Source organism: Corynebacterium riegelii (assembly GCF_016728505.1).
Taxonomy (GTDB): Bacteria; Actinomycetota; Actinomycetes; order Mycobacteriales; family Mycobacteriaceae; genus Corynebacterium; species Corynebacterium riegelii.
Genome location: NZ_CP068159.1, coordinates 477302 through 497194, shown reverse-complemented (window position 1 = coordinate 497194; position 19893 = coordinate 477302). Strand labels below are relative to the sequence as shown.

The following is a 19893-nucleotide window of genomic DNA, read 5'->3' as shown; positions in this document are numbered from 1 at the left end:
TGCGCGGTTAGCGGCGCTCCCGCAGCGCCAACCACACCGCAATCGCCGTCAGTACCGCCAGCAGCAGGGCTAGCACGCCCATGAAGCCTGCCCACGGTAGCGCCTCAAACGCGCGACCCGTTGCCGCGCCGAGGATTGAAGAGCCCATGTAGTAGGAGAACACGTACAGACTGGAGGCTTCCGCACGGTCGCGCTCAGCGATCTGGCCCACCCAGCCGGTTGCCGTGGAGTGCATAGCGAAGAAGCTGGCGGTGAAGATCAGCAGGCCGATCAACGTGATCCACAGGTTTGCGCTTGCACCGATCAGGGCGCCGACCAGCATCATGGCAGCACCGGCAGCAACCACACGACCCCGGCCGAAGCGACCCACAAACGTGCCGGCCCTGGCGCTTGACCATGTGCCGGACAAGTACAACAGGAAGGTCAGGCCGGCTAGCGACGGCGGCAGACCAAAGTCATTGATGGCGCGGAAGCCGAAGAAGTTGTACATGGACACAAATACGCCCATGCCTAAAAAGGCCGTGCTGGCCAGTGCCACAATGCGCGGGTTGGTCAGGTGGCCTGCAATCGCGCGGAACTCCGCACCCGGCCGGATGCTTGTCTTGGCGTGGAAGTTGCGCTGCTCAGGCAATAGCCACCAGGCGGCAAGTGCCAGCGAGAGGCTGATGGTGGCGGTGGCGGCAAGGGCCCAACGCCACGAGGCTACTTCCAGCACAAAGGAGGGGATGAGGCGTCCCATGAGCCCGCCGATGGTGTTGCCGGCGATGTAGAGGCCCATCGCTCCGGGCAGGTCGCGCTGGTCAAGCTCTTCGGACAGCCACGCCATGGCCACCGCAGGTGTGCCTGCCAGCAGCATGCCTTGGAGTGCGCGCAGCACGATCATCTGCTCGATGTTTTGTGACAGGGCCACGGAAAACCCCAGCGCGGTGGCGGTGACGGCGGAGACGGTCATGACCCGTCCGCGGCCAAACTTCTCGCTCAGGATGGACGCCGGCACAACGCACAGTGCCAACGCACCCGTTGCGGCGGAGACAGTCCACGCGGCGGTTGATGGCGTGGTGTGCAGCTCGCGGGTGAGGATGGGAAGCAGCGCCTGAGTCAGGTACAGAGACGAAAAAATGGCCAAGCCCACAAAGAGCATGGCCACTGTCGCGCGCCTGTATTCAGGGGTGCCTTTTCTCATAGGTCACTATGGTGGACCTCCCTGAGCCAAAACGCAAGCGTGTGCGCTAAAAACTTATGCGGAAGCCTTTGCGTAACGCTCGTTTACGTCGTCCCAGTTCACAACGTTCCACCAAGCCTCAACGTAGTCAGCCTTGACGTTCTTGTACTGCAGGTAGAACGCGTGCTCCCACATGTCCAGCATGAGAACCGGAGTGAAGTCTACGGAGATGTTGCCCTGCTGGTCAGTCATCTGCTGGATGATCAGGCGGCCAGCGACGTGGTCGTAGCCAGCAACTGCCCAGCCGGAGCCCTGCAGACCGTTAGCAACTGCAGTGAACTGCTTCTTAAAGCCCTCGAAGGAGCCAAAGTCACGGTCAATAGCCTCAGCGATTGCGCCGGTCGGGTTGCCGCCAGCGTTCGGTGCCATGTTCTTCCAGAAGATGGAGTGGTTGGTGTGGCCACCCAGGTTGAACGCAAGGTTCTTGGACAGTGCGCGGATACGGTCGGCGTTTGCCTCACCGTTGCGCTCTGCCTCAAGTGCCTCGAGTGCTGCGTTTGCGCCAGCGACGTAGTTAGCGTGGTGCTTGTCGTGGTGCAGGGTCATAATCTCTTCGCAGATGTGCGGCTCAAGTGCGTCGTATGCGTACGGGAGATCAGGAAGCTCGTAAACAGCCATGATCATTTCCTTTCATTCGGTTTCGTGTACGGCAACCATCGTAGAGAAAATTTGGGAACAGTGTTGTGACCGAAGTCGTTATAGGAGATATGGGATTCCTTTTTGCTCCTGAGCCTCAGCTTGTCGACGCTACCGTGACCCTCCCCGGCCGCCCCGACCCCGTACTTACGCAACCGCGTCCGCACGCGGTGTTGGACACGCCTCTTACCGGCCCTTGGCGTGAAGGCCAGAAGCGCCTGCTGATCGGTATCGGGTGTTTCTGGGGTGCGGAGAAAATGTACTGGCAGCTAGGTGGTGTGGAGTCCACCAGCGTGGGCTACGGCGGCGGGCAGACCCCGAACCCGACGTACCGGGAGGTGTGCTCGGGTCAGACCAACCACGTGGAGCTGGTCGAGGTTATCTATGACCCTAAGAAGGTCACTCTGAAAGAGCTGGTCAAGGTGGCGCTTGAAGCGCACGACCCAACGCAGGGCTTCCGCCAGGGCAATGACGTGGGCACGCAGTATCGCTCCGCGTTTTACACCGACACGGAACAAGAAGCCGAGCAGATCCGCGAGTGGATCACTCAGTACGGCGCGGACTTAAAAGACGCCGGCTACGGCGACATCACCACTGAGGTCAAGTCTGTTGAGACCGACGGCGTGCAGTATTTCTTGGCAGAGGATGAGCACCAGCAGTACCTGCACAAGGTGCCCAACGGCTACTGCCCGCACCACTCCACAGGCGTTGCCTGCGGCATCTAAGCGGGGCAGTTAGTAGCCGTACTTTGAAGGGAAGCCGTCTGCAGGCTTGCGCAGCTTGACCGCATCGTTGTGGATCCACTGTGAGGCGCGCGCCAGCTGGCCCTTGCTCAATGCACGATCGCCGTCGACGCCGTGGACCACGGCGTTCCAGTAGGCCACCGTCTCATCGTGGTAGTTGTGCCCGTGCGGTGAAGGCACGTCCTGGGAGGCCAGCTGGTCCATGCCCACCTGCCAGAACGTGACCAGTGGCAGCCAGCGCAGCGTGTGCAGCACATCCAGTTTTTGCGCCTCGGGTGCGGGCACGCCACGCGAGCCGGGTTCGCGCAGCCAGTCCGGGGCGCGCCACAACAGACTGGGTTGCCACCACGTCACGGGGTCGGAGGCATGTTGGGCAAACACGTAGCGCGGTTCTGCCCACTCGTGCTCGTAGGCATCGCCTTTGAAATCGTGGTGCAGGTGGTCGGGGTGGGCGGTGAAGCGGGTGTGGCGTCCGCCGTCGACAAGCGGCAAGCGCTGCGGGCTTCCCTTCTCCCGCGCACGGGTGAGCTCCGAGTGGTTGTGGGCGAAGCCGGGCACACCGGTGAACACGCCGCCGGAGGTGCCGTGGAGGAATTCGTCGACGGACTCGAAGACGTCACTAACCGCATAGGCGCCGAGGGATTCGCCGCCGAGGTAGAGCTTCGGGCGGTTTTCGGGATCGAGCTTCTCCAGCTCACGCAGCACCGCCTTGGCCAAAATACGGGTGGAGCGCACCGGGGAGATGTGGTCCGCCACGTAGGAGTAGGCGGACGGCAGGAATGAATACTGCATGGACACAATCGCGCTGTCGCCGCGGGTGACAAACTCAAAGCCCGAAGTGTGGAAATCATTGATCCAACCCGTGCCCGCACCGGACATGATCGCGATGTGGCTGCGTGCAAACGCGCCGGTGCGGTGCATCTCCGCGACGGCCTCTTCGGCCATGGCCTCGAAATCGGGGGTGGAATCCGGGTCCGTGTCGTGCAAGCCAACCACCACGCGGATCGGTTCACGCACCTGATCCTCACCCAGCACGCGGCGCAGGTGCTCGGCGCGGGGACCGCCGGCGACGGTGGCGCGGCCTTGGCGCCCCAAAGACTGCCAGCTCACCCGGGACGCGGGGGAGCCGGAACGCTCAGGCTCCAAAGGGCGATCCGCCCCGCGCATAAACGCGCGGTCCAGCTCCAACGCTTGGCGCGAGGCGCGGGAGAAGAATCGGCGCACCACAACCTTGTCCGCAAACAGGACAATGATGGCGCCGCCACCCACAATGGCCAGCGGCCAGGACGTCACCGGCGGCAGGCGGCGGCCAAACAGCGCGTTGAGCGCGTCAATAAACGTCTGCACCACCTCGCCCACAGCCAGGATCGCGCCGTAGCCTGCGGTACCAAGCAGTAGCCCGCCGATGGTGTCCCAGGCCGAGTAGGTGCCTTCAACCTCCACCAGCTTCTCCTGGCGGGCGCGCCGGGAAATCGCCATCCCAATCGCACCCGTGGTCACCGCGGTCATGCCCACGCGCACCGGCAGCGGCAACGGGTCCGGCAGGCGACGCTTCGTGCCAGGGGCTGCCGCACGCGCTACACCGGTCGCCACCGCATGACCGATACCCTGCAAAAACGCCACATTAGCGGCGGTGAACGTCAACTTGTGCGGCAAAAGCGACGGCGCGATCGCACCCCACGTGGCCACCTCCGCACCCACCGCGCCGGCGCGGAAACTGCTAGGCAGGCGCTGTAATCCGTACACGCGCAGTACCGGCGAAAGATCCGCAAACGTTTGCAACCCCGCAATCGGCACGGCCAGCAGGCCGTCGCGGCTGACGGAGTACCTGCGTCGTGCGTTTCGCAGTGATGCGGTGAGCTTTTCAAGCATGACCCTTATTGTTTCAAATATCCGTACCCTGGGTGAGGTGATGGAAACGACGCGGCCACTGATTGTTGCGCACCGTGGGTTCTCGGGCCGTTTTGATGACAACTCTCCTGAAGCCTTCAAGGCTGCCTTCGAGCTACCCATCCACGGCGTGGAGTGTGACGTACGCCTGACACGGGACGGGGAGCTCGTAGTAGCGCATGACCCAGTAAGCAGCGGCGACGGGCTCATGCCGTTTAGTGACCTGTTGGCCATGTTTGCCAACTACCCGGAACACCACCTTTACGTGGAGATCAAACACAACCGCTTCAATGCCAGAGTGCAGGAGCGCACGCTGCAGGAGCTTCGTCGCCACGGTCTCCACGAATCAGACCGCGTGCACATCATCTCGTTTTCCCGCAACGCGGTGCGCTACTTCCGTAAGAGGGCGCCGCTTCTAGATACCTATTTTCTTCTAGGTCCGCGCACGTGGTGGTTGCCGGCGGCGCCGGTGGGGCTTGGGCCGTCCATAATCAGGCTCAACGCAAAACCTGCCCTGATAGGGCGCCTCGGAGTACGCACCTACACCTGGACGGTGAACACGCCGCGGCAGATGCTGTGGTGCGCCGAACACGGCGTGGATGTTTTAGCGACGGACCTGCCAGACCTCGCGTTGGAGACGCTTGCGTCACCGCGCGAGGAACACTAGGTACGATTTCCAAGCATGGCACCTAGGAAACCAAAGAAGTCCAAGAAGAAAGAGGTTCTGCCCGAGGGCATGAGCCGCCGCGAGGCGAAGCTTGCGGCACGCGCCGCTGAGCGCGCACAGTTTGCAAAGGACCCGCGCCCGTACGGCGGGTTGGCAATGGAGACGGACCTGATTGCACTGCAGGAGTTCGTCCCGTCCGCCGTGGCAAAGGTAGAGGTCAAGGGCACCCCGGTCAACATTGTGACGGTGCTGCCGGGCGCTGGCGCGGCCATGGTCCGCCCAGAAGACCAGGGTAGTGAGCGTTTCGTGGCGCTGCAGGTCCAGTCCCATTCCCAGAACCCGCACCGCGACTTGGCGTACGCGCTGAACTGGGTGCTTGATGCTGAGCCGGGTTCCACGCTGGGCTCGACGGTTGCGGATGGTTCGCAGCCGGAGCTTTCCTCACTTATCAGCGCGGACGCGACCCTTTCCATCACCGAACACCAGGACTTCGGCTGGTGGTTTGCAGAGGGCACCGATGTCAGCCCGGAAATCCGCCAGGCAATGGCCCGCGCGAACGACGCTGTCTTGCCGTCCACACAGGTCAAGGCGGATGTTCCGGGTACTGCATGGTGGGTCAACCCGGGCGGCGGCAAGGCGCATATCCGCTGGGTGCGCCCGGAGGAGAACGAAAACCAGATGCTCAACGCCCTGGCACGCATCGCGGCTCGCGGTGAGCTGAACCTGGGCGAGGGCACCAAGTTCGCAGGCGCGTTCCGCACCCACGGCGTGGTTGTGCCGGTGTGGGACCTGGACCCGTCTGTAGACGCAGCCTCCTACGTTGATGCGTTGGTGACGCTGAACAAGGCGATCGAAACAGAGTACGCATCCGATGCCCAGCTCAACGCCGATGAGCGCAAGCAGCTGGACAACATCAAGTCCCGCCAGGTGACTATCTAGCCGTAGACCTTCGTGCCTGCCACCCAGGTCTGCCACGTGATTGGCATGCCCGGGCGGTAGGCCAGGTTGATGGCGTTTTCCGCATCCAGGATGTGCAGGTCCGCTGCCGCGCCGGGCACCAACGTGCCCTTTGCCGGACGGCCCTGGGGGTCTTTGCCGTTGCCTACGTTGTGGCGCAGCAACGCCTTAGCCCCTCCAGTGGTTGCGGCCTCGATCGCTTCGTCGAGGGTGAGGTACTGCTGCAGCACCGCGGTGGTTACGCAGAAGTTCATCGAAGACGTAAAGGACGTACCCGGGTTCAGGTTGGATGCAATCGCGATGGTCACGCCCGCATCCACCAAGCGCCGTGCCGGTGCGAGGTCCTCGCGCGTGGACAGGTCGCAGGCTGGCAGCAGCGTGGCCACGGTATCCGAACCAGCCAACAGCGCCACATCCTCATCAGAGATGTAGTTGACATGGTCCACGCTGGCCGCGCCCATCTCTACGGCAAGTTTGACGCCCGGGCCTTGGCCCAGCTGGTTGCCGTGCACGCGCACGCCAAGGCCAAGAGCCTTACCGGCCTCAAGCACGCGGCGGGACTGCTCCTCATTGAACGCGCCGCGCTCGCAGAACACGTCAATCCACTGCACGTGGTCCTTCACCGCGTCCAGCATCGGTCCGACAACCTCATCGATGTATTCTTCAGCATCCGCTCCCGGCGGCACCAGGTGTGCGCCCAGGAACGTCACCTCATCTACGTGGCGGGCGGCCACACGTGCTGCTTCCGCTTCAGATTCAACGTTGAGGCCGTAGCCGGTTTTCGTCTCAAAGGTAGTGGTGCCTCCCGCATGACCTGCGGCCACACGCTGCGCCACCAGTTTGTCTAGGCGCTCCTCACCGGCAGAACGGGTGGCCTCCATGGTCACCGCGATGCCTCCGGCGGCGTAGGACTCGCCGGCCATGCGCGCCTCGAATTCCTCAGCACGGTTGCCGTCAAACACCATGTGGGTGTGCGAATCCACCCAACCCGGCAACACCGCGCGCCCGCCAACATCCACGGTTTCATCCGCGTCCTTGGCCTCCGCGGGGGCTTCGGAGGTGGGGCCGACCCAGGTGATCACGTCGGCGTCGATAAGCAAGGAAGCTCCCTTGATCGTGCCCAGCTCAGAGACGGTCCGCAGCTCAGAAATACCGGTAATGAAGGTGCGCATGGATACCTTTCGTTGGGTGGGGTGGGGGCTAGTCGCGGGCGTTGAACTGCATCGGGATGCGCACGCCGCGCTCCTTGGCCACCTCGTTGGCGCGAGTGTAACCAGCATCAACGTGGCGGATCACGCCCATGCCCGGGTCATTGGTCAGCACGGCGCGAAGCTTAGCCTCCGCGAGCTCGGTGCCGTCTGCAACCGTGACCTGGCCAGTGTGGATGGAGCGGCCCATGCCCACGCCGCCGCCGTGGTGGATGGACACCCACGTTGCGCCACCCGCAACAGCCGTCATGGCGTTGAGCAGCGGCCAGTCCGCCACCGCATCGGTGCCGTCCAGCATGGACTCGGTCTCGCGGTAAGGAGAGGCCACGGAACCGGAGTCCAGGTGGTCGCGGCCGATAACAATCGGTGCCTTGACCTTGCCTTCCTTGACCAGGTTGTTGAAGATCACACCGGCCTTGGCGCGCTCGCCGTAGCCCAGCCAGCAAATACGTGCCGGCAGGCCTTCGAACTCCACGAACTCATCGGCCGCATCCAGCCAGCGGTGCAGGTGCTCGTTGTCCGGGAACGCTTCCTTGATGGCCTGGTCAGTGACCTTGATGTCCTCCGGGTCGCCGGACAGCGCAACCCAACGGAAGGGCCCAAGACCCTCGCAGAACAGCGGGCGGATGTAGGCCGGGACGAAGCCGGGGAACTCGAAGGCGCGGTTGTAGCCGGCCTTGCGGGCCTCATCACGAATGGAGTTGCCGTAATCAAATACCTCGGCGCCCTCGTCCTGGAACTCCACCATCGCCTGGACCTGCACGGCCATCGCCTCGCGGGCCTTCTTGGTAAAGGTCACCGGGTCAGCAGCAGCCTCGGTGTGCCATTCCGCCACGGTGTGCTCGGTGGGCAGGTAAGACAGCGGGTCATGCGCAGAGGTCTGGTCGGTGACAATGTCCACGGTCAGCTCGCCTGCGCGGTGGCGGCGCAGCATCTCCGGGAACACCTCAGCGGCGTTGCCTACCAGGCCGACGGACAGCGCACGCTTCTCGTCCTTCGCTTCGGTGACCAGCTTGATTGCTTCCTCAATGTCGGTGGTTACCTCATCCAGGTAGCGCTTTGCTTGCCTGCGCTTCAAGCGCGTCTCATCCACATCCACAATCAAGCACGCACCACCGTTGAGGGTGACGGACAGCGGCTGTGCGCCACCCATGCCGCCGCAGCCTCCGGTCAGCGTCAAAGTGCCGGCGAGTGTGCCGTTGAAACGCTTCTTCGCCACAGCGGCGAAAGTCTCGAACGTGCCCTGCAGAATGCCTTGGGTGGCGATGTAAATCCAGGAGCCGGCCGTCATCTGGCCGTACATCATCAGACCCTCGTCTTCGAGCTTGCGGAAGTGCTCCCAGTTCGCCCAGTCGCCCACCAGGTTGGAGTTGGCAATGAGCACACGCGGTGCCCACTCATTGGTCTTCCACACACCGACCGGCTTGCCGGACTGGACCAGCAGGGTTTCGTCCTTCTCCAGGTCCTTCAGCGTATCGACGATCGCGTCAAACGCCTCCCAACTGCGCACCGCACGCCCGGTGCCGCCGTAGACCACCAGCTCATCCGGGTGCTCCGCAACCTCAGGGTCGAGGTTGTTGTGCAACATGCGAAGCGGAGCCTCGGTTTGCCAGGACTTTGCTGTCAGTTCGGTGCCGCGCGGTGAGCGGACTTCGCGTGCGCCTTCGGACCAGTTCTTCGACATGGACGACTCCTTCGGTTCTCTAGGTCCCAACGTTGAGACTGTGGTTGGGACTGTGGTTTGGGTCACTATGAGGGCAGATTAGTGCCCTTACGTGGGAACCGACAGGGGTCGTGGCGTCGATTAGTCTGGCATGCGAGACGCCCGCGCGTGGTGGCTAGCGCTGGTGGCTAGTGCGCGAACAGCTAGCGCAGTTCGCCCACCGCGGCCTCGACGGCGGTGACAAACTTGCCGCTTTGCACCAGCTCCACGGCGTGGGTGATCTCGGGTGCGAGGAAGCGGTCCGTGCCCGGGCCCTCCACGCGGGTGCGAAGCAGGTCAACCGCGGCCTGCGTGCCCGGCGCGCAGGCGCCGTCGCGCATGTCCAACGCGCGCGCAGCGGTGAGGATCTCAATTGCCAGCACGCGCTGCAGCCCGTCGACGGCGCGGCGCAGCTTGCGGCCTGCCGCCCAGCCCATGGACACGTGGTCCTCCTGCATCGCGGACGAGGGGATCGAATCGGCCGAGGCCGGCATGGCGCAGCGCTTCAGCTCGCTGACAATGCCCGCGGCGGTGTACTGCGCGATCATGTGGCCGGAATCCACACCCGGGTCATCCGCAAGAAACGCGTTCAGACCACGGTTTCGTGCGGTGTCCAGGAAGCGGTCGGTGCGCCTTTCGCTAATGGACGCCAAATCCGCCACCACCACCGCCAAAAAGTCCAACACGTACGCAACGGGTGCGCCGTGGAAGTTGCCGTTGGAGGTCACGCGCCCGTCGAGGGCTACGACCGGGTTGTCAATGGCGGAGGCCAGCTCGCGCGAAGCCACCAGTGCGGCGTGGTCGACGGTGTCGCGGAAACCGCCCGCGACCTGGGGTGCGCAGCGCACCGAGTAGGCGTCCTGCACCTGCTTCTGGCGAAACTCCTCGGCGGCACGCGCCAGGATTTCGGAGCCATCCGCAACGGTGCGAATGTTGTACGCCGCATCCGCCTGGCCCGGGTGGGGGCGCAGCTGCTGCAAGTCATCGGCGAACACGGTGAGCGTGCCCGTAAGACCTTCCACCGTCATTGCGGTCGCAATATCGGCAACCTTCGCTGCTTCGCGCAGATCCGTAATGGCCAGGCACAGCATGCCCAGCATGCCATCGGTGCCGTTGATCAGCGCCAGGCCTTCCTTCTCCTGGAGCACCAGCGGCTCAATACCCGCCTCTGCCAGGGCTTCGGCGGCGCTGACGATTGGGCCGCCGCCGACACGCACGTCGCCCTCACCAAGCAGCGCGAGCGCGCAGTGCGCGAGCGGCGCCAGGTCACCCGAGCAGCCGAGCGAGCCGTACTCGTGCACCACCGGAGTGATGCCAGCGTTCAGGACTGCAGCGTAGGTTTCCGCCACGACGGGACGCACACCGGTACGCCCGGTACACAGCGTGGACAAACGAAGCAGCATGGTGGCGCGCACCACTTCCTGCTCTACCTCAGGGCCAGAGCCCGCAGCATGGGAGCGCACGAGTGACACCTGCAGCTGCTCGCGCAGTTCGTGCGGGATGTGGCGGCGGGCAAGCGCACCGAAGCCGGTGGAGATGCCGTAGACCGGAGTGGGGTCTTCCGCGAGTTCTTCAACGCGCGCACGCGTTTCTGCGATTGCTGCAATGGCCTCAGGGTCAATGGAAACCTTGGCGTTTTCACGGGCGACGGCGACAACATCTGCGATGCTGAGTGCGCCGATGCCTACCTGCACAGTGGTGGTCTGGTTCATGCGCCAAACTCTAGCGTTTATCAAAGAACTTCTGCTTCAAAATTTCTGCAGTTTCTTTCAAAGCGTCCACAAGCTGCTGTTTCTTCGCGTCATCGTTGCAAAGAGGGAATGTGACAGCAACCGCAGCGGCCGGCCGCTGGAGGTGATCAAGCACGGCAACGGCAATGCTTTCTTGGCCGCGGGCAACCTCTTCGATCTCGGTGGACCAGCCGCGCTCACGCACCTGTTCCAGCTGTTCCTGCAGGTCTTTGTAGAGCGGCCGGTTTTCAGAGGTGGCAAAAATGGCGCGCAGCTCAGACTCCGGCAGGTGTGCCAACATTGCACGCCCGGAGGCGGTACGCAGTGCCGGCAGCCGCACCCCCTTCACGGTGACAAGGGAGACCGCGCCGGGCGCGCGTGCTTCGTGGAGGTAGAGCACTTCCGTGCCTGCTAGACGGGATAAGTGGGTGGACCCGCCTGCCATCGCAGCGATCTTTTCCAGGGACTTTGCCGCCATGCGCACCAAGGGCTGCTGCGTGGTGTACGCCTGGCTCATCTGGTACGCCGCCAACCCCAAGCCGTAGGTGCTGGGGTGGTCAAGATGAACCACATATCCGGAATCTTCCAGTTCACGCAGCAGGTGGTAGGTGGTTGAACGCGGCAGGTCGAGTTCATGCATAATGCGCCGCGCGGAAATCGGTGTGTCCGTGCTTGCTAGCAGCGTCAGGATGCGCAGCACGTTGCGTGCGGCGGGTACCTGAGGCTTTTCCGTCATAGCGCGCAAGTATATCTGCGTGTATAAGCTGTGCCGCATGAATGCAGCAAGCACAGGTTCGGTGTGGCAGGGCCGCGCAGACGGTCCGCGATGGCACCACATTGTCACTACAGACATTCCCACTGGTGGGGTCGCCTTGGTTGGTTTTTGCTCTGACGAGGGGGTTCGTCGCAACGAAGGCCGCGTTGGCGCTGCCGCTGGCCCGGCCGCCCTTCGCGCCGCGCTGAGTGGTTTTGCGGTCCAAGAGCCCTTTTTGCTTGCCGACGCCGGCGATATCTCCACCCACGGCACCGACCTCGAATCCGCCCAGCGCGAACTCAGCGATACCGTTCGCGACCTCATCGCCGCAGGCAACCTTGTCGTTGTGCTGGGCGGTGGCCACGAGACGTCATTTGCCTCCCACCGCGGTGCCTACGAGGCGCTAGGGGACCTGCAGATTGTGAACTTTGATGCGCACTTTGACCTGCGCCAAGCAGACCAGCCGACTTCGGGCACGCCATTTCTACAAATTGCTGATCTCGTGGGCAAAGAAGCCTTCGACTACTCAGTCATCGGCATTTCCAAGCCGAACAACACGAAGGTGCTCTTCGATACCGCCGAGGAACTCGATGTGCGCGTTGTTTTAGATGAGGAGCTGCTTGGCCTTTCCCCGCAGCAGGCCGCCGATCAGGCGCTTGAGTCCGTGGCCGGTGACAAGCCGATACACCTGAGCATTGATCTAGACCTCCTGCCAGCGTGGGTGGCACCAGGCGTATCCGCCCCCGCTGGCCTGGGCGTTGCGCTGGAGCAGGTCTACGCCATGGTGAAAGCCGTCGCGTCCACCGGACGCGTTCGTTTGGTGGACGTGGTTGAACTCAACCCCACCTACGACATTGATGGGTGCACCGCCAAGGTGGCGGCGCGGCTTATAGAGGCGATTGTGGGGGCTTGCCACGTGGCGTCGACAAGCAAAAGCCCCTAGAACACTAAGTGCGCAACCGGCACGGTAATGACCACCGTGAGCACCACCCGGATGAACCAGATCACGACTATCTTGGTCACATTCAGCGGAATGTCGGTGGCCAGCACCGCCGGCACCATCGCTGAGAAAAAGAAGATCTGACTCACGCACACCACCGCAACGGTGAATTTGAGCACCATGTTGTCGGTGCCGGCGACCAGCGTGGCGGGCAGGAACATCTCTGCAAGGCCGGAGGCAAGCACGCCGGAAGTCGCCCACGGGTCAGGCAGGCGAAGCAGCCACACCACCGGGTAAAACACCACGCCAAGCGCCTTAAATACCGGCGTGTAGGTGGCAAGCGTCAGACCGATCACACCCACGGACATGATGCCCGGGATCACCTGCACCGCCATGGTTAAGCCGTCGCGGAAGTTCACCCACAGCACCTTCGGCAGGGACTCCGCGCGCGCCAGCTCACGCTTCGCCTCATTCCACGCAGCGCTTACACGGTTGCCGCTGATTTGCTGCTCTGGGTGCGGCTGCGCGCCAGGATAGTAGTCCTCAGACATCCGGCTAATGGGAGGAATGCGCACCATAATCGCGGTGACAATGAACGTAATAATAAAGGTCAGCCAGAAATACGTCAGCCAGTAATCCATCAGGTCAAGCGTCTTGGCAACAATGACCATGAACGTTGCAGAAACCGTAGAAAACCCCGCGGCGACGATGGAGGCTTCCTTGCCGTTGTAGTTGCCGGACTTATACATGCGGTCCGTAATCAACAAGCCCAAGGAATAGGAGCCGAGGAACGAGGCGACGGCATCAACGGCGGATTTACCCGGCGTCTTAAACACCGGGCGCATAATCGGCTGCACCATCACGCCAATGAATTCCATGAGTCCGAAGCCAACCAGCAGGCCAAGGAAGATCGCGCCAACAGGAATCAACAGGCCAACAGAGATCACAAGCTTGTTCAGAATGAACGGGCCAATGTCCGGGTTGTGCAGAAACGCCGGGCCGAAATCAAAGACCAACATCGCGCACAGCACGACCGCAAGTATGGAGAGGAAAGCGAAGATTGTGCGTGCGTAATCTTCCCTCCAGCGGCCGGAAACGAACTGGTAAATCGTGCCCGCAACGATGGCCGCAAGGGCGAGATAGCCGGTACCAGGGCCAAGCGTGGCAATAATCCAGCTGACAATGTGGTCCAACAGAATCGTCTTCTTTTCCCCAACGGTAAATGGGATGAAGAAGGCGAAAATGCCAATGCCCGAGTAGAGGAATAAACGCCACAGATGCGGCGCATGGACGGGACCAGAGTCAGTTGCTGTTGGGTTTGTTTCGGCGTCTATCTGCGCTTCCGGCATCGCGGGGATGTTTTTCACGTTATAGGCCGGGCGCAGTTTGCTGCGGTGAATTTGCTGGTGGTGGTTTTCCACGGACGGACTCCTTTCACAGGGTTTCCCGATTGTCTCGTGAAGTAGGTCACGAATGTAATGGGTTGTGAAATGCATCAGTCTGGTGACCGAGACAAAGAAATTTTCCCCAATGTGACCCGCGGCACACAGTTATGGCCTACATTCTCTAAATACGTATTCCCCGATACGTAACGCCTGGATACTTAAGGAGCGTCCGTGGAAGCATTTATCAATACCCTCAACGGGATCATCTGGTCCCAATGGCTGGTGTACCTCTGTCTTGGCGCAGGTGTGTACTTCACTGCAGTGACCCTGTTCATGCAGCTGCGCTGCATCCCTGACATGCTCAAGCAACTTCGCCACGGCGAAAGCTCAGAGGCTGGCATTTCCTCCTTCCAATCCCTGATGATCTCCCTTGCCGGCCGTGTCGGCGTGGGCAACATTGCCGGTGTGGCCACCGCGATCGCATTCGGCGGTCCGGGTGCCGTGTTCTGGATGTGGATCGTGGCGTTCTTGGGTTCCGCAACCTCCTTCGTGGAGTGCACCCTGGCGCAGATCTACAAGGAAAAAGACCGCGATACTGGTGAGTACCGCGGTGGTCCGGCCTACTACATTGAGAAGGCCTACTCCCACACCAAGGCAGCGCCGTTCGCGCTGGTCTACGCCATCATCTTCGCCATCTCCATGATTCTGGCAACCTCCTACTTCCTGCCCGGCATCCAGGCCAACGGTGTGGCCGCCGCCGTGGAGAACGCGTGGGGAATCAACGTGTGGATCTCTGCAGCGATCATGGCGATCCTGCTGGGCTTCATCATCATCGGTGGCGTGAAGCGCATTGCTAACTTCGCATCCATGGTCGTGCCGTTCATGGCGGCGATCTACATCATCCTGGCAATCGTGATCTTGTTCGTGAACGCGTCTGAGATCCCGCAGGTCTTCGGCCTGATCTTCCGCTCCGCCTTTGACCAGGAGGCAATCTTCTCCGGCATGCTCGGCGCCGCCATCGCATGGGGCGTGAAGCGCGGCATCTACTCCAACGAGGCCGGCCAGGGCACCGGCCCGCAGTCCGCTGCTGCCGCTGAGGTTTCCCACCCGGCAAAGCAGGGCTTCGTACAGTCCTTCGCGGTGTACATTGACACCCTGTTCGTCTGCTCCGCTACCGCGTTCATCATCATCTCCACCGACATGTACCGCGTGTTTGAGAACCAGACTGAGGAGGGCACCCCGCGTTACGAGGGCTCCCTGCCCACCGACGTCCCCGTCGGCCCCGGCTTTGTCCAGGAAGGTCTGAACACGCTGGCTGGTGGCTTCGGTCCGACCTTTGTGGCGCTGGCAATTATGTTCTTCGCCTTCACCACCGTGCTTGCGTACTACTACATGGCAGAGGTGAACTTCACCTACCTCAACCGCTGGGTAAAGAACGAGAACGCTCGTACCGCCATCATCTGGCTGCTGCGTGTCCTGATCATTGTCGCCGTGTTCGTCGGCGCAACCACCACCCCAGGCACGGCGTGGGCGCTAGGCGACATCGGTGTGGGCGCCACCGCATGGCTCAACATCGTGGCCATCCTCTTCCTGCAGGTCCCGGCCATGAAGTGCCTGTGGGACTACCGTCGCCAGAAGAAGGCCGGCCTGGACCCGCAGTTCGACCCACAGGCCTTGGGCATCCAGAACGCCAACTTCTGGGAGGAGCGCAAGGCGAAGATGGTTGCAGAGGGCACCTGGCCTAACGCAGTCTCCACGGTCTCCGCTGGTGCCGCTGGCTCCGCTGGTGCCGCTGGTTCCGCTGGTGAGCAGCGCTAGTAGCTAGTCGCCTCTCGCGGGGGATACGTTCCGCGGTCTAGACTTCTAGGCCATGGATAACCGGGAGGACCGTAGCCAGTACGTCTACGGCAAAGATGGCAAGCCGCTGCTGGACCGCTACGGCAGGCCAGTGCGTCGTCGTGATGCTAGCGGCGATTCCTCCCGGCGGACCTCGGAATACCGATCTTCGGAGTACCAGCCGCGACGCACACCGCACGAGCAGCGTGCGCGCCAGATCATGCCCGACGAGCTGCCGCAGCGCCCCGTTCAGCAGCGCCCCGTTCAGCAGCGTCGTGAGCCGGTCCCTATGCAGATCCACGAGCGCCCGCGGCCCAAACCGAAACCCCGCCCGCGGCCCAGGCGCAAACGTCCCGGCTGCGTCGGCTGCGGCAGCCTGGTCATCCTCACCGTCCTAGTGCTCTCCATCGTGGGCATGCTGCTTGCCGACGCCCGCCTAAACCGCACCCAAGCCATGCCCACGCAACAGGTAGCGAACACGGCTGGGACGAACTGGCTGTTCGTCGGTTCTGACTCGCGGACTGGCATGAGCCAGGACGAGATTGACCGCCTAGGCACGGGTGGCGATATCGGCTCCACCCGCACGGACACGATCATGCTGATGCATCTCCCCCGCGCTGGGCGAGCGACGCTGATGTCCATTCCGCGCGATAGCTACGTTGAGGTGCCGGGCTACGGCTACGACAAGATCAACGCCGCGTTCGCCTACGGCGGTGCGCCGCTTCTGGTGCAGACGGTGGAACAGTCCACGGGCCTGCGCATTGACCACTACGCAGAGATCGGCATGGGCGGTCTGGCCAACGTTGTGGACGCCGTCGGCGGGGTAGAGATCTGCGTGGCGGAACCGATCACGGACCCGCTGGCAAATATCAGCCTCGCGCCGGGTTGCCAGAAGATGGACGGCGCGACCGGCCTGGGCTACGTACGTACGCGCGCCACCGCGCTGGGTGATTTGGACCGTGTGGTTCGCCAGCGTGAGTTCCTCGCTGCGGTGATGAGCAAGGTGACGTCACCTGCAACGCTGCTCAATCCTTTCCGCATGATCCCCTTGATGTGGACTACGCCAGCGATGTTCACCGTGGATCAAGGCGACCACGTGTGGAGCCTGGCGCGAGTGGCGCTGGCCATGCGCGGCGGGGTGCGCACGGAAACGATCCCGATTTATGACTTCATGGATACGGACGTAGGCAATGTCGCCGTCTGGGACGACGCCGGCGCCCAAGCACTGTTCGACTCGCTGAAGTAGTGCCCCTCGCTGACGGCGCCCCTTCGTTGACGGTGTCTGGCCCCTCGTTTCAACAAATATGCATATGCATATATGCATGTTTGCAGGTCGCGGCTAATTTTCATTAACGAGTGCCTTATTGAAAAAACGCGCTGACCATTACTCATGCATATATGCATATGCATATTTGTGTTTTTGGGCGGGCTGAGGGTGCGGGGACACGGGGAATCGGTGGTGCGGGCTGGGGCGCGAGGCGCGGGGCAGGGAATCGGGGGTGCGGGGACACGGGGAATCGGTGGTGCGGGCTGGGGCGCGAGGCGCGGGGCAGGGAATCGGTGGCGCGAGGCAGGGAATCGACGACGCGGGACGCGACGCGACGCGGGCCGGGAGCGCGAGGACGCGGGACACGAGACGCGACGCGAGACGCGAGGCGACGCGAGACGCCGAAGACGCGGCTAGATCCCGAGCCAGCTCAAATCGAGGAGGGGGTAGAGGGAGAAGGCGGTGGCGTCGATAAGAAAATGGGCGATGATCAGCGGCCACACCCGGCCGGTGCGGATAAACCACGCGCAGAACACCACGCCCATCACGATATTGCCCAAGCCTGCGGAAATCCCCTGGTAGAGGTGGTACGAGCCGCGCAGTACGGACGAGGCGGCGATGATCTGCCACGGCCGCCAGCCGAGGTGGCCCAGGCGCGTCATTAGGTACATCACCACCACAACTTCCTCGCCGAAACCGTTGGCAAACGCCCACACAAGTGAGGTCGGGATCTGCACCGCATCTGTGGCGGGCACGACTACTTTGCTCAAACCCAAGTGCACCGCCGTCACATAAAACGCCAGGCCAGGAAGCCCGATTAGCGCAGCCAAGCCCGCGCCCCAACCCCAGTCGCGCCAGCGGGGCCAGCGCCAGCGGAACCGTGCAGGATCATCAACCCACAGCAGGTACCACGCGAGCGCGCCCCACGACACCAACACCAGCGCGGAGGTTACCTGCAGCGCTAGGTCCATCCAGGTGATGGACGACTGGGCGTCTACAAGCACGGTGGTTTGTTGGTTTAAGGGGGCGTTGAGGAGGGCGTCGATAAGCCGAAGCCCCGCCCTTAGCCCTGCGGTGCCGAAGGTGACGGCAAGGACAATGAGAATCTCCACTTTTACGCGCTGGCGCATGCGGCAATGCTAACGCCCATGAACTGCAGTTAGGCTTAGGCGCATGACCTCAATTGCCTATCTGGGCCCCGCGGGTACTTTCACGGAGCAGGCCGCGCGTGCCTTCGATCTACCCGACCCGCAGTATGTGCCGGTGGATTCGCCCGCCGCCGCGCTGGATGCGGTGCGCACCGGTGCTGCCGACAGGGCCGTTGTTGCCATTGAAAACTCCGTCGACGGCGCTGTGACCAGCACCTCTGACGCGCTTGTTGCTCCCGGCGTGCGTATTCTCGGCGAAACCGAGCTGGCTATCTCGTTTGCCATCATGACCCGCAAGGGCTTTTTGCTTAGCGACGCCACAACGCTGTCCACCCACCCCGTCGCCCACAGCCAAGTGAGCTCTTGGGTAGCCGAACACCTCCCGGGCGTGCACTTTGTGCCGGCAACGTCCAATGCTGCGGCCGCGCGCATGGTTGCGGACGGGGAAGCTGACGTAGCCGCCGCCCCCGAGCGTGCCGCCGACTTGTTTGACCTGGAGGTGCACGCCCGTGGCGTGGCGGACATGGACACCGCGCGCACCCGCTTCGTCCTCGTCGGACCCGAGGGCATACCACTTCCCGCGCGCACTGGCCGCGACCGCACCTCTCTGGTCTTCCAAACGCCCAACCAGCCAGGAACGCTGGTGGCAATGCTGCAGGAATTCGCTTCCCGCGGCGTGGACATGTCGCGCATTGAGTCGCGCCCAACCCGCACCGTGGCTAACACCTACAACTTCTTCGTGGAGCTGGTCGGGCATATTGAGGATGCCGAAGTGGCCGACGCCGTTGCCGCCGTAGAGCAGCGCGCAACGTGGTCGCGCTTTTTGGGAGCGTGGCCGCGATGCTGATTCTGCTGCGACACGGACAGACGTTTTCCAACGTTGAGCGCAAACTAGACACCCAGCTGCCGGGTGCCGCACTGACGGAACTGGGCCAAAACCAAGCCCGCGAGGCTGGTCAGGCGATCATGGAACGTTTCAACGTCTCCCGCGTGATCTCGTCCGAAGCGTTGCGAGCCCGCCAAACCGCCGCCCTCGGCTTCGGTGAAGCGTTCGGTGAGATCCCGGCGGTTGCCGGCCTGCAGGAAGTCAACGCTGGGCGTTGGGAGATGCTCAACTCCCGCGAAGCGCATACCGCGTACTTGACTGCGTTCCGGGGCTTCTACCAGCGCAATCTCCAAGCCGCTATTGAGGGTGGCGACACGCTAGATACCTTCCTCACCCGCTACAAAGCAGGTCTTGCGCCTTACCTGGAACTGGGTGGAACCACGGTTGCCGTCTCCCACGGCGGGGCGATCCGCGCCTTTGCCGCCAACGCCGCTTTTGAACGCGGAGTCAGCGCCGAATACGCCGAACAATCCCACCTGAACAACTGCCAGTGGGTCGTTCTCAACCCCGGCGACCCCTCACGCCCCTTCGGCGACTGGGACGTTGTGGAATGGGGCCACTACCCCCACCCCAACTCATGAAGCTCGTGCTCCTCTAACCCGAAGTAGTGGCCGACCTCATGTAAAACGGTCACCTTCACCTCATGGCGTAGCTCTTCGGCATCATTGCACATTGCCTCCAACGCGTCCTTGTACACAAATACCGCATCCGGCAAAAAGCCCGTGTGGTTCGCGTACTGCTCCGTTAGCGGCACGCCCTCAAACAAACCCAGCAGGGTTGGCTCGTCCTCGTTGAAATCCCTGGCCAAGACCACCATGTTGGTCATGTGCCGGGCAAACTCCTCGGGGATCGTATCCAGCGCGTCGTTGATCATTTCCTCAAACTCTTGCTGGCTTACCGGTTCCATCATCAGCTTGCCTGC

Annotated in this window: 18 protein-coding genes; 8 read left to right on the top strand and 10 right to left on the bottom strand. The window is 62.6% G+C overall.

Annotated features, from left to right (window positions below):
* Positions 1 to 7 precede the first annotated feature (7 nt).
* Together I6I71_RS02250 and I6I71_RS02245 are read right to left on the bottom strand one after the other, a co-directional pair.
* A complete protein-coding gene (locus tag I6I71_RS02250; protein WP_236587356.1) occupies positions 8 to 1183 on the bottom strand; it encodes an MFS transporter in 1176 nt (391 codons plus the stop codon).
* A gap of 54 nt (positions 1184 to 1237) precedes the next feature.
* Positions 1238 to 1840 (bottom strand): superoxide dismutase, encoded by a 603-nt coding sequence (locus I6I71_RS02245; protein WP_052205796.1) that lies wholly within the window; start codon positions 1838 to 1840, stop codon positions 1238 to 1240.
* An 89-nt stretch (positions 1841 to 1929) separates the two neighbouring features.
* Here I6I71_RS02245 and msrA point away from each other — a divergent pair, with 89 nt between their 5' ends.
* Positions 1930 to 2583 carry a peptide-methionine (S)-S-oxide reductase MsrA gene (gene msrA, locus I6I71_RS02240; RefSeq protein ID WP_201821969.1) on the top strand — a complete coding sequence of 218 codons (654 nt, stop codon included), beginning with the start codon at positions 1930 to 1932 and terminating at the stop codon, positions 2581 to 2583.
* A 9-nt stretch (positions 2584 to 2592) separates the two neighbouring features.
* On the opposite strand, the gene I6I71_RS02235 is transcribed toward msrA, so the two are convergent.
* Complete coding sequence (locus I6I71_RS02235) at positions 2593 to 4473, bottom strand: alpha/beta-hydrolase family protein (protein ID WP_201821967.1); 1881 nt, start codon at positions 4471 to 4473, stop codon at positions 2593 to 2595.
* On the opposite strand from I6I71_RS02235, the gene I6I71_RS02230 reads away from it, so the two are divergent.
* A complete protein-coding gene (locus I6I71_RS02230) occupies positions 4472 to 5158 on the top strand; it encodes a glycerophosphodiester phosphodiesterase (RefSeq protein ID WP_236587355.1) in 687 nt (228 codons plus the stop codon). The two genes, I6I71_RS02235 and I6I71_RS02230, sit on opposite strands and share 2 nt — an antisense overlap.
* 15 nt (positions 5159 to 5173) lie before the next feature.
* Positions 5174 to 6097 (top strand): DUF5926 family protein, encoded by a 924-nt coding sequence (locus tag I6I71_RS02225; protein ID WP_201821965.1) that lies wholly within the window; start codon positions 5174 to 5176, stop codon positions 6095 to 6097.
* On the opposite strand, the gene hutI is transcribed toward I6I71_RS02225, so the two are convergent.
* The 4 genes from hutI to I6I71_RS02205 all read right to left on the bottom strand — a co-directional run bounded on the left by hutI (position 6094) and on the right by I6I71_RS02205 (position 11491).
* A complete protein-coding gene (hutI, locus tag I6I71_RS02220; RefSeq protein ID WP_201821963.1) occupies positions 6094 to 7287 on the bottom strand; it encodes an imidazolonepropionase in 1194 nt (397 codons plus the stop codon). The two genes, I6I71_RS02225 and hutI, sit on opposite strands and share 4 nt — an antisense overlap.
* A gap of 28 nt (positions 7288 to 7315) precedes the next feature.
* Positions 7316 to 9007 carry a urocanate hydratase gene (gene hutU / locus I6I71_RS02215; protein WP_201821961.1) on the bottom strand — a complete coding sequence of 564 codons (1692 nt, stop codon included), beginning with the start codon at positions 9005 to 9007 and terminating at the stop codon, positions 7316 to 7318.
* Between the two features lie 182 nt (positions 9008 to 9189).
* Positions 9190 to 10737 carry a histidine ammonia-lyase gene (hutH, locus tag I6I71_RS02210; protein ID WP_201821958.1) on the bottom strand — a complete coding sequence of 516 codons (1548 nt, stop codon included), beginning with the start codon at positions 10735 to 10737 and terminating at the stop codon, positions 9190 to 9192.
* 10 nt (positions 10738 to 10747) lie between these two features.
* Positions 10748 to 11491, bottom strand: a complete 744-nt coding sequence (locus tag I6I71_RS02205; protein ID WP_201821956.1) for an IclR family transcriptional regulator — start codon at positions 11489 to 11491, stop codon at positions 10748 to 10750.
* A gap of 37 nt (positions 11492 to 11528) precedes the next feature.
* On the opposite strand from I6I71_RS02205, the gene hutG reads away from it, so the two are divergent.
* Entirely contained in the window at positions 11529 to 12452 is a 924-nt protein-coding gene (gene hutG, locus I6I71_RS02200) for a formimidoylglutamase (protein ID WP_201821954.1), read from the top strand.
* On the opposite strand, the gene I6I71_RS02195 is transcribed toward hutG, so the two are convergent.
* Positions 12449 to 13870 (bottom strand): YjiH family protein, encoded by a 1422-nt coding sequence (locus I6I71_RS02195; RefSeq protein WP_236587354.1) that lies wholly within the window; start codon positions 13868 to 13870, stop codon positions 12449 to 12451. The genes hutG and I6I71_RS02195 overlap by 4 nt on opposite strands.
* Positions 13871 to 14065: 195 nt before the next feature.
* Between I6I71_RS02195 and I6I71_RS02190 the strand changes: the two genes are divergently transcribed.
* Both I6I71_RS02190 and I6I71_RS02185 read left to right on the top strand, forming a co-directional pair.
* The gene (locus tag I6I71_RS02190; protein ID WP_201821952.1) at positions 14066 to 15652 is read left to right on the top strand and encodes an alanine/glycine:cation symporter family protein; all 1587 of its coding nucleotides are present in this window, start codon (positions 14066 to 14068) and stop codon (positions 15650 to 15652) included.
* Between the two features lie 52 nt (positions 15653 to 15704).
* Complete coding sequence (locus I6I71_RS02185) at positions 15705 to 16916, top strand: LCP family protein (RefSeq protein ID WP_201821950.1); 1212 nt, start codon at positions 15705 to 15707, stop codon at positions 16914 to 16916.
* A 434-nt stretch (positions 16917 to 17350) separates the two neighbouring features.
* On the opposite strand, the gene I6I71_RS02180 is transcribed toward I6I71_RS02185, so the two are convergent.
* Positions 17351 to 18067 (bottom strand): CPBP family intramembrane glutamic endopeptidase, encoded by a 717-nt coding sequence (locus I6I71_RS02180; protein ID WP_201821948.1) that lies wholly within the window; start codon positions 18065 to 18067, stop codon positions 17351 to 17353.
* Positions 18068 to 18110: 43 nt separating this feature from the next.
* On the opposite strand from I6I71_RS02180, the gene pheA reads away from it, so the two are divergent.
* Both pheA and I6I71_RS02170 read left to right on the top strand, forming a co-directional pair.
* A complete protein-coding gene (gene pheA, locus I6I71_RS02175; protein WP_201821947.1) occupies positions 18111 to 18932 on the top strand; it encodes a prephenate dehydratase in 822 nt (273 codons plus the stop codon).
* Entirely contained in the window at positions 18926 to 19552 is a 627-nt protein-coding gene (locus I6I71_RS02170; protein ID WP_201821945.1) for a histidine phosphatase family protein, read from the top strand. The genes pheA and I6I71_RS02170 overlap by 7 nt, the downstream gene beginning before the upstream one ends.
* Here I6I71_RS02170 and I6I71_RS02165 read toward each other — a convergent pair.
* Positions 19531 to 19878 (bottom strand): metallopeptidase family protein, encoded by a 348-nt coding sequence (locus tag I6I71_RS02165; protein ID WP_201823193.1) that lies wholly within the window; start codon positions 19876 to 19878, stop codon positions 19531 to 19533. The genes I6I71_RS02170 and I6I71_RS02165 overlap by 22 nt on opposite strands.
* Positions 19879 to 19893 lie beyond the last annotated feature (15 nt).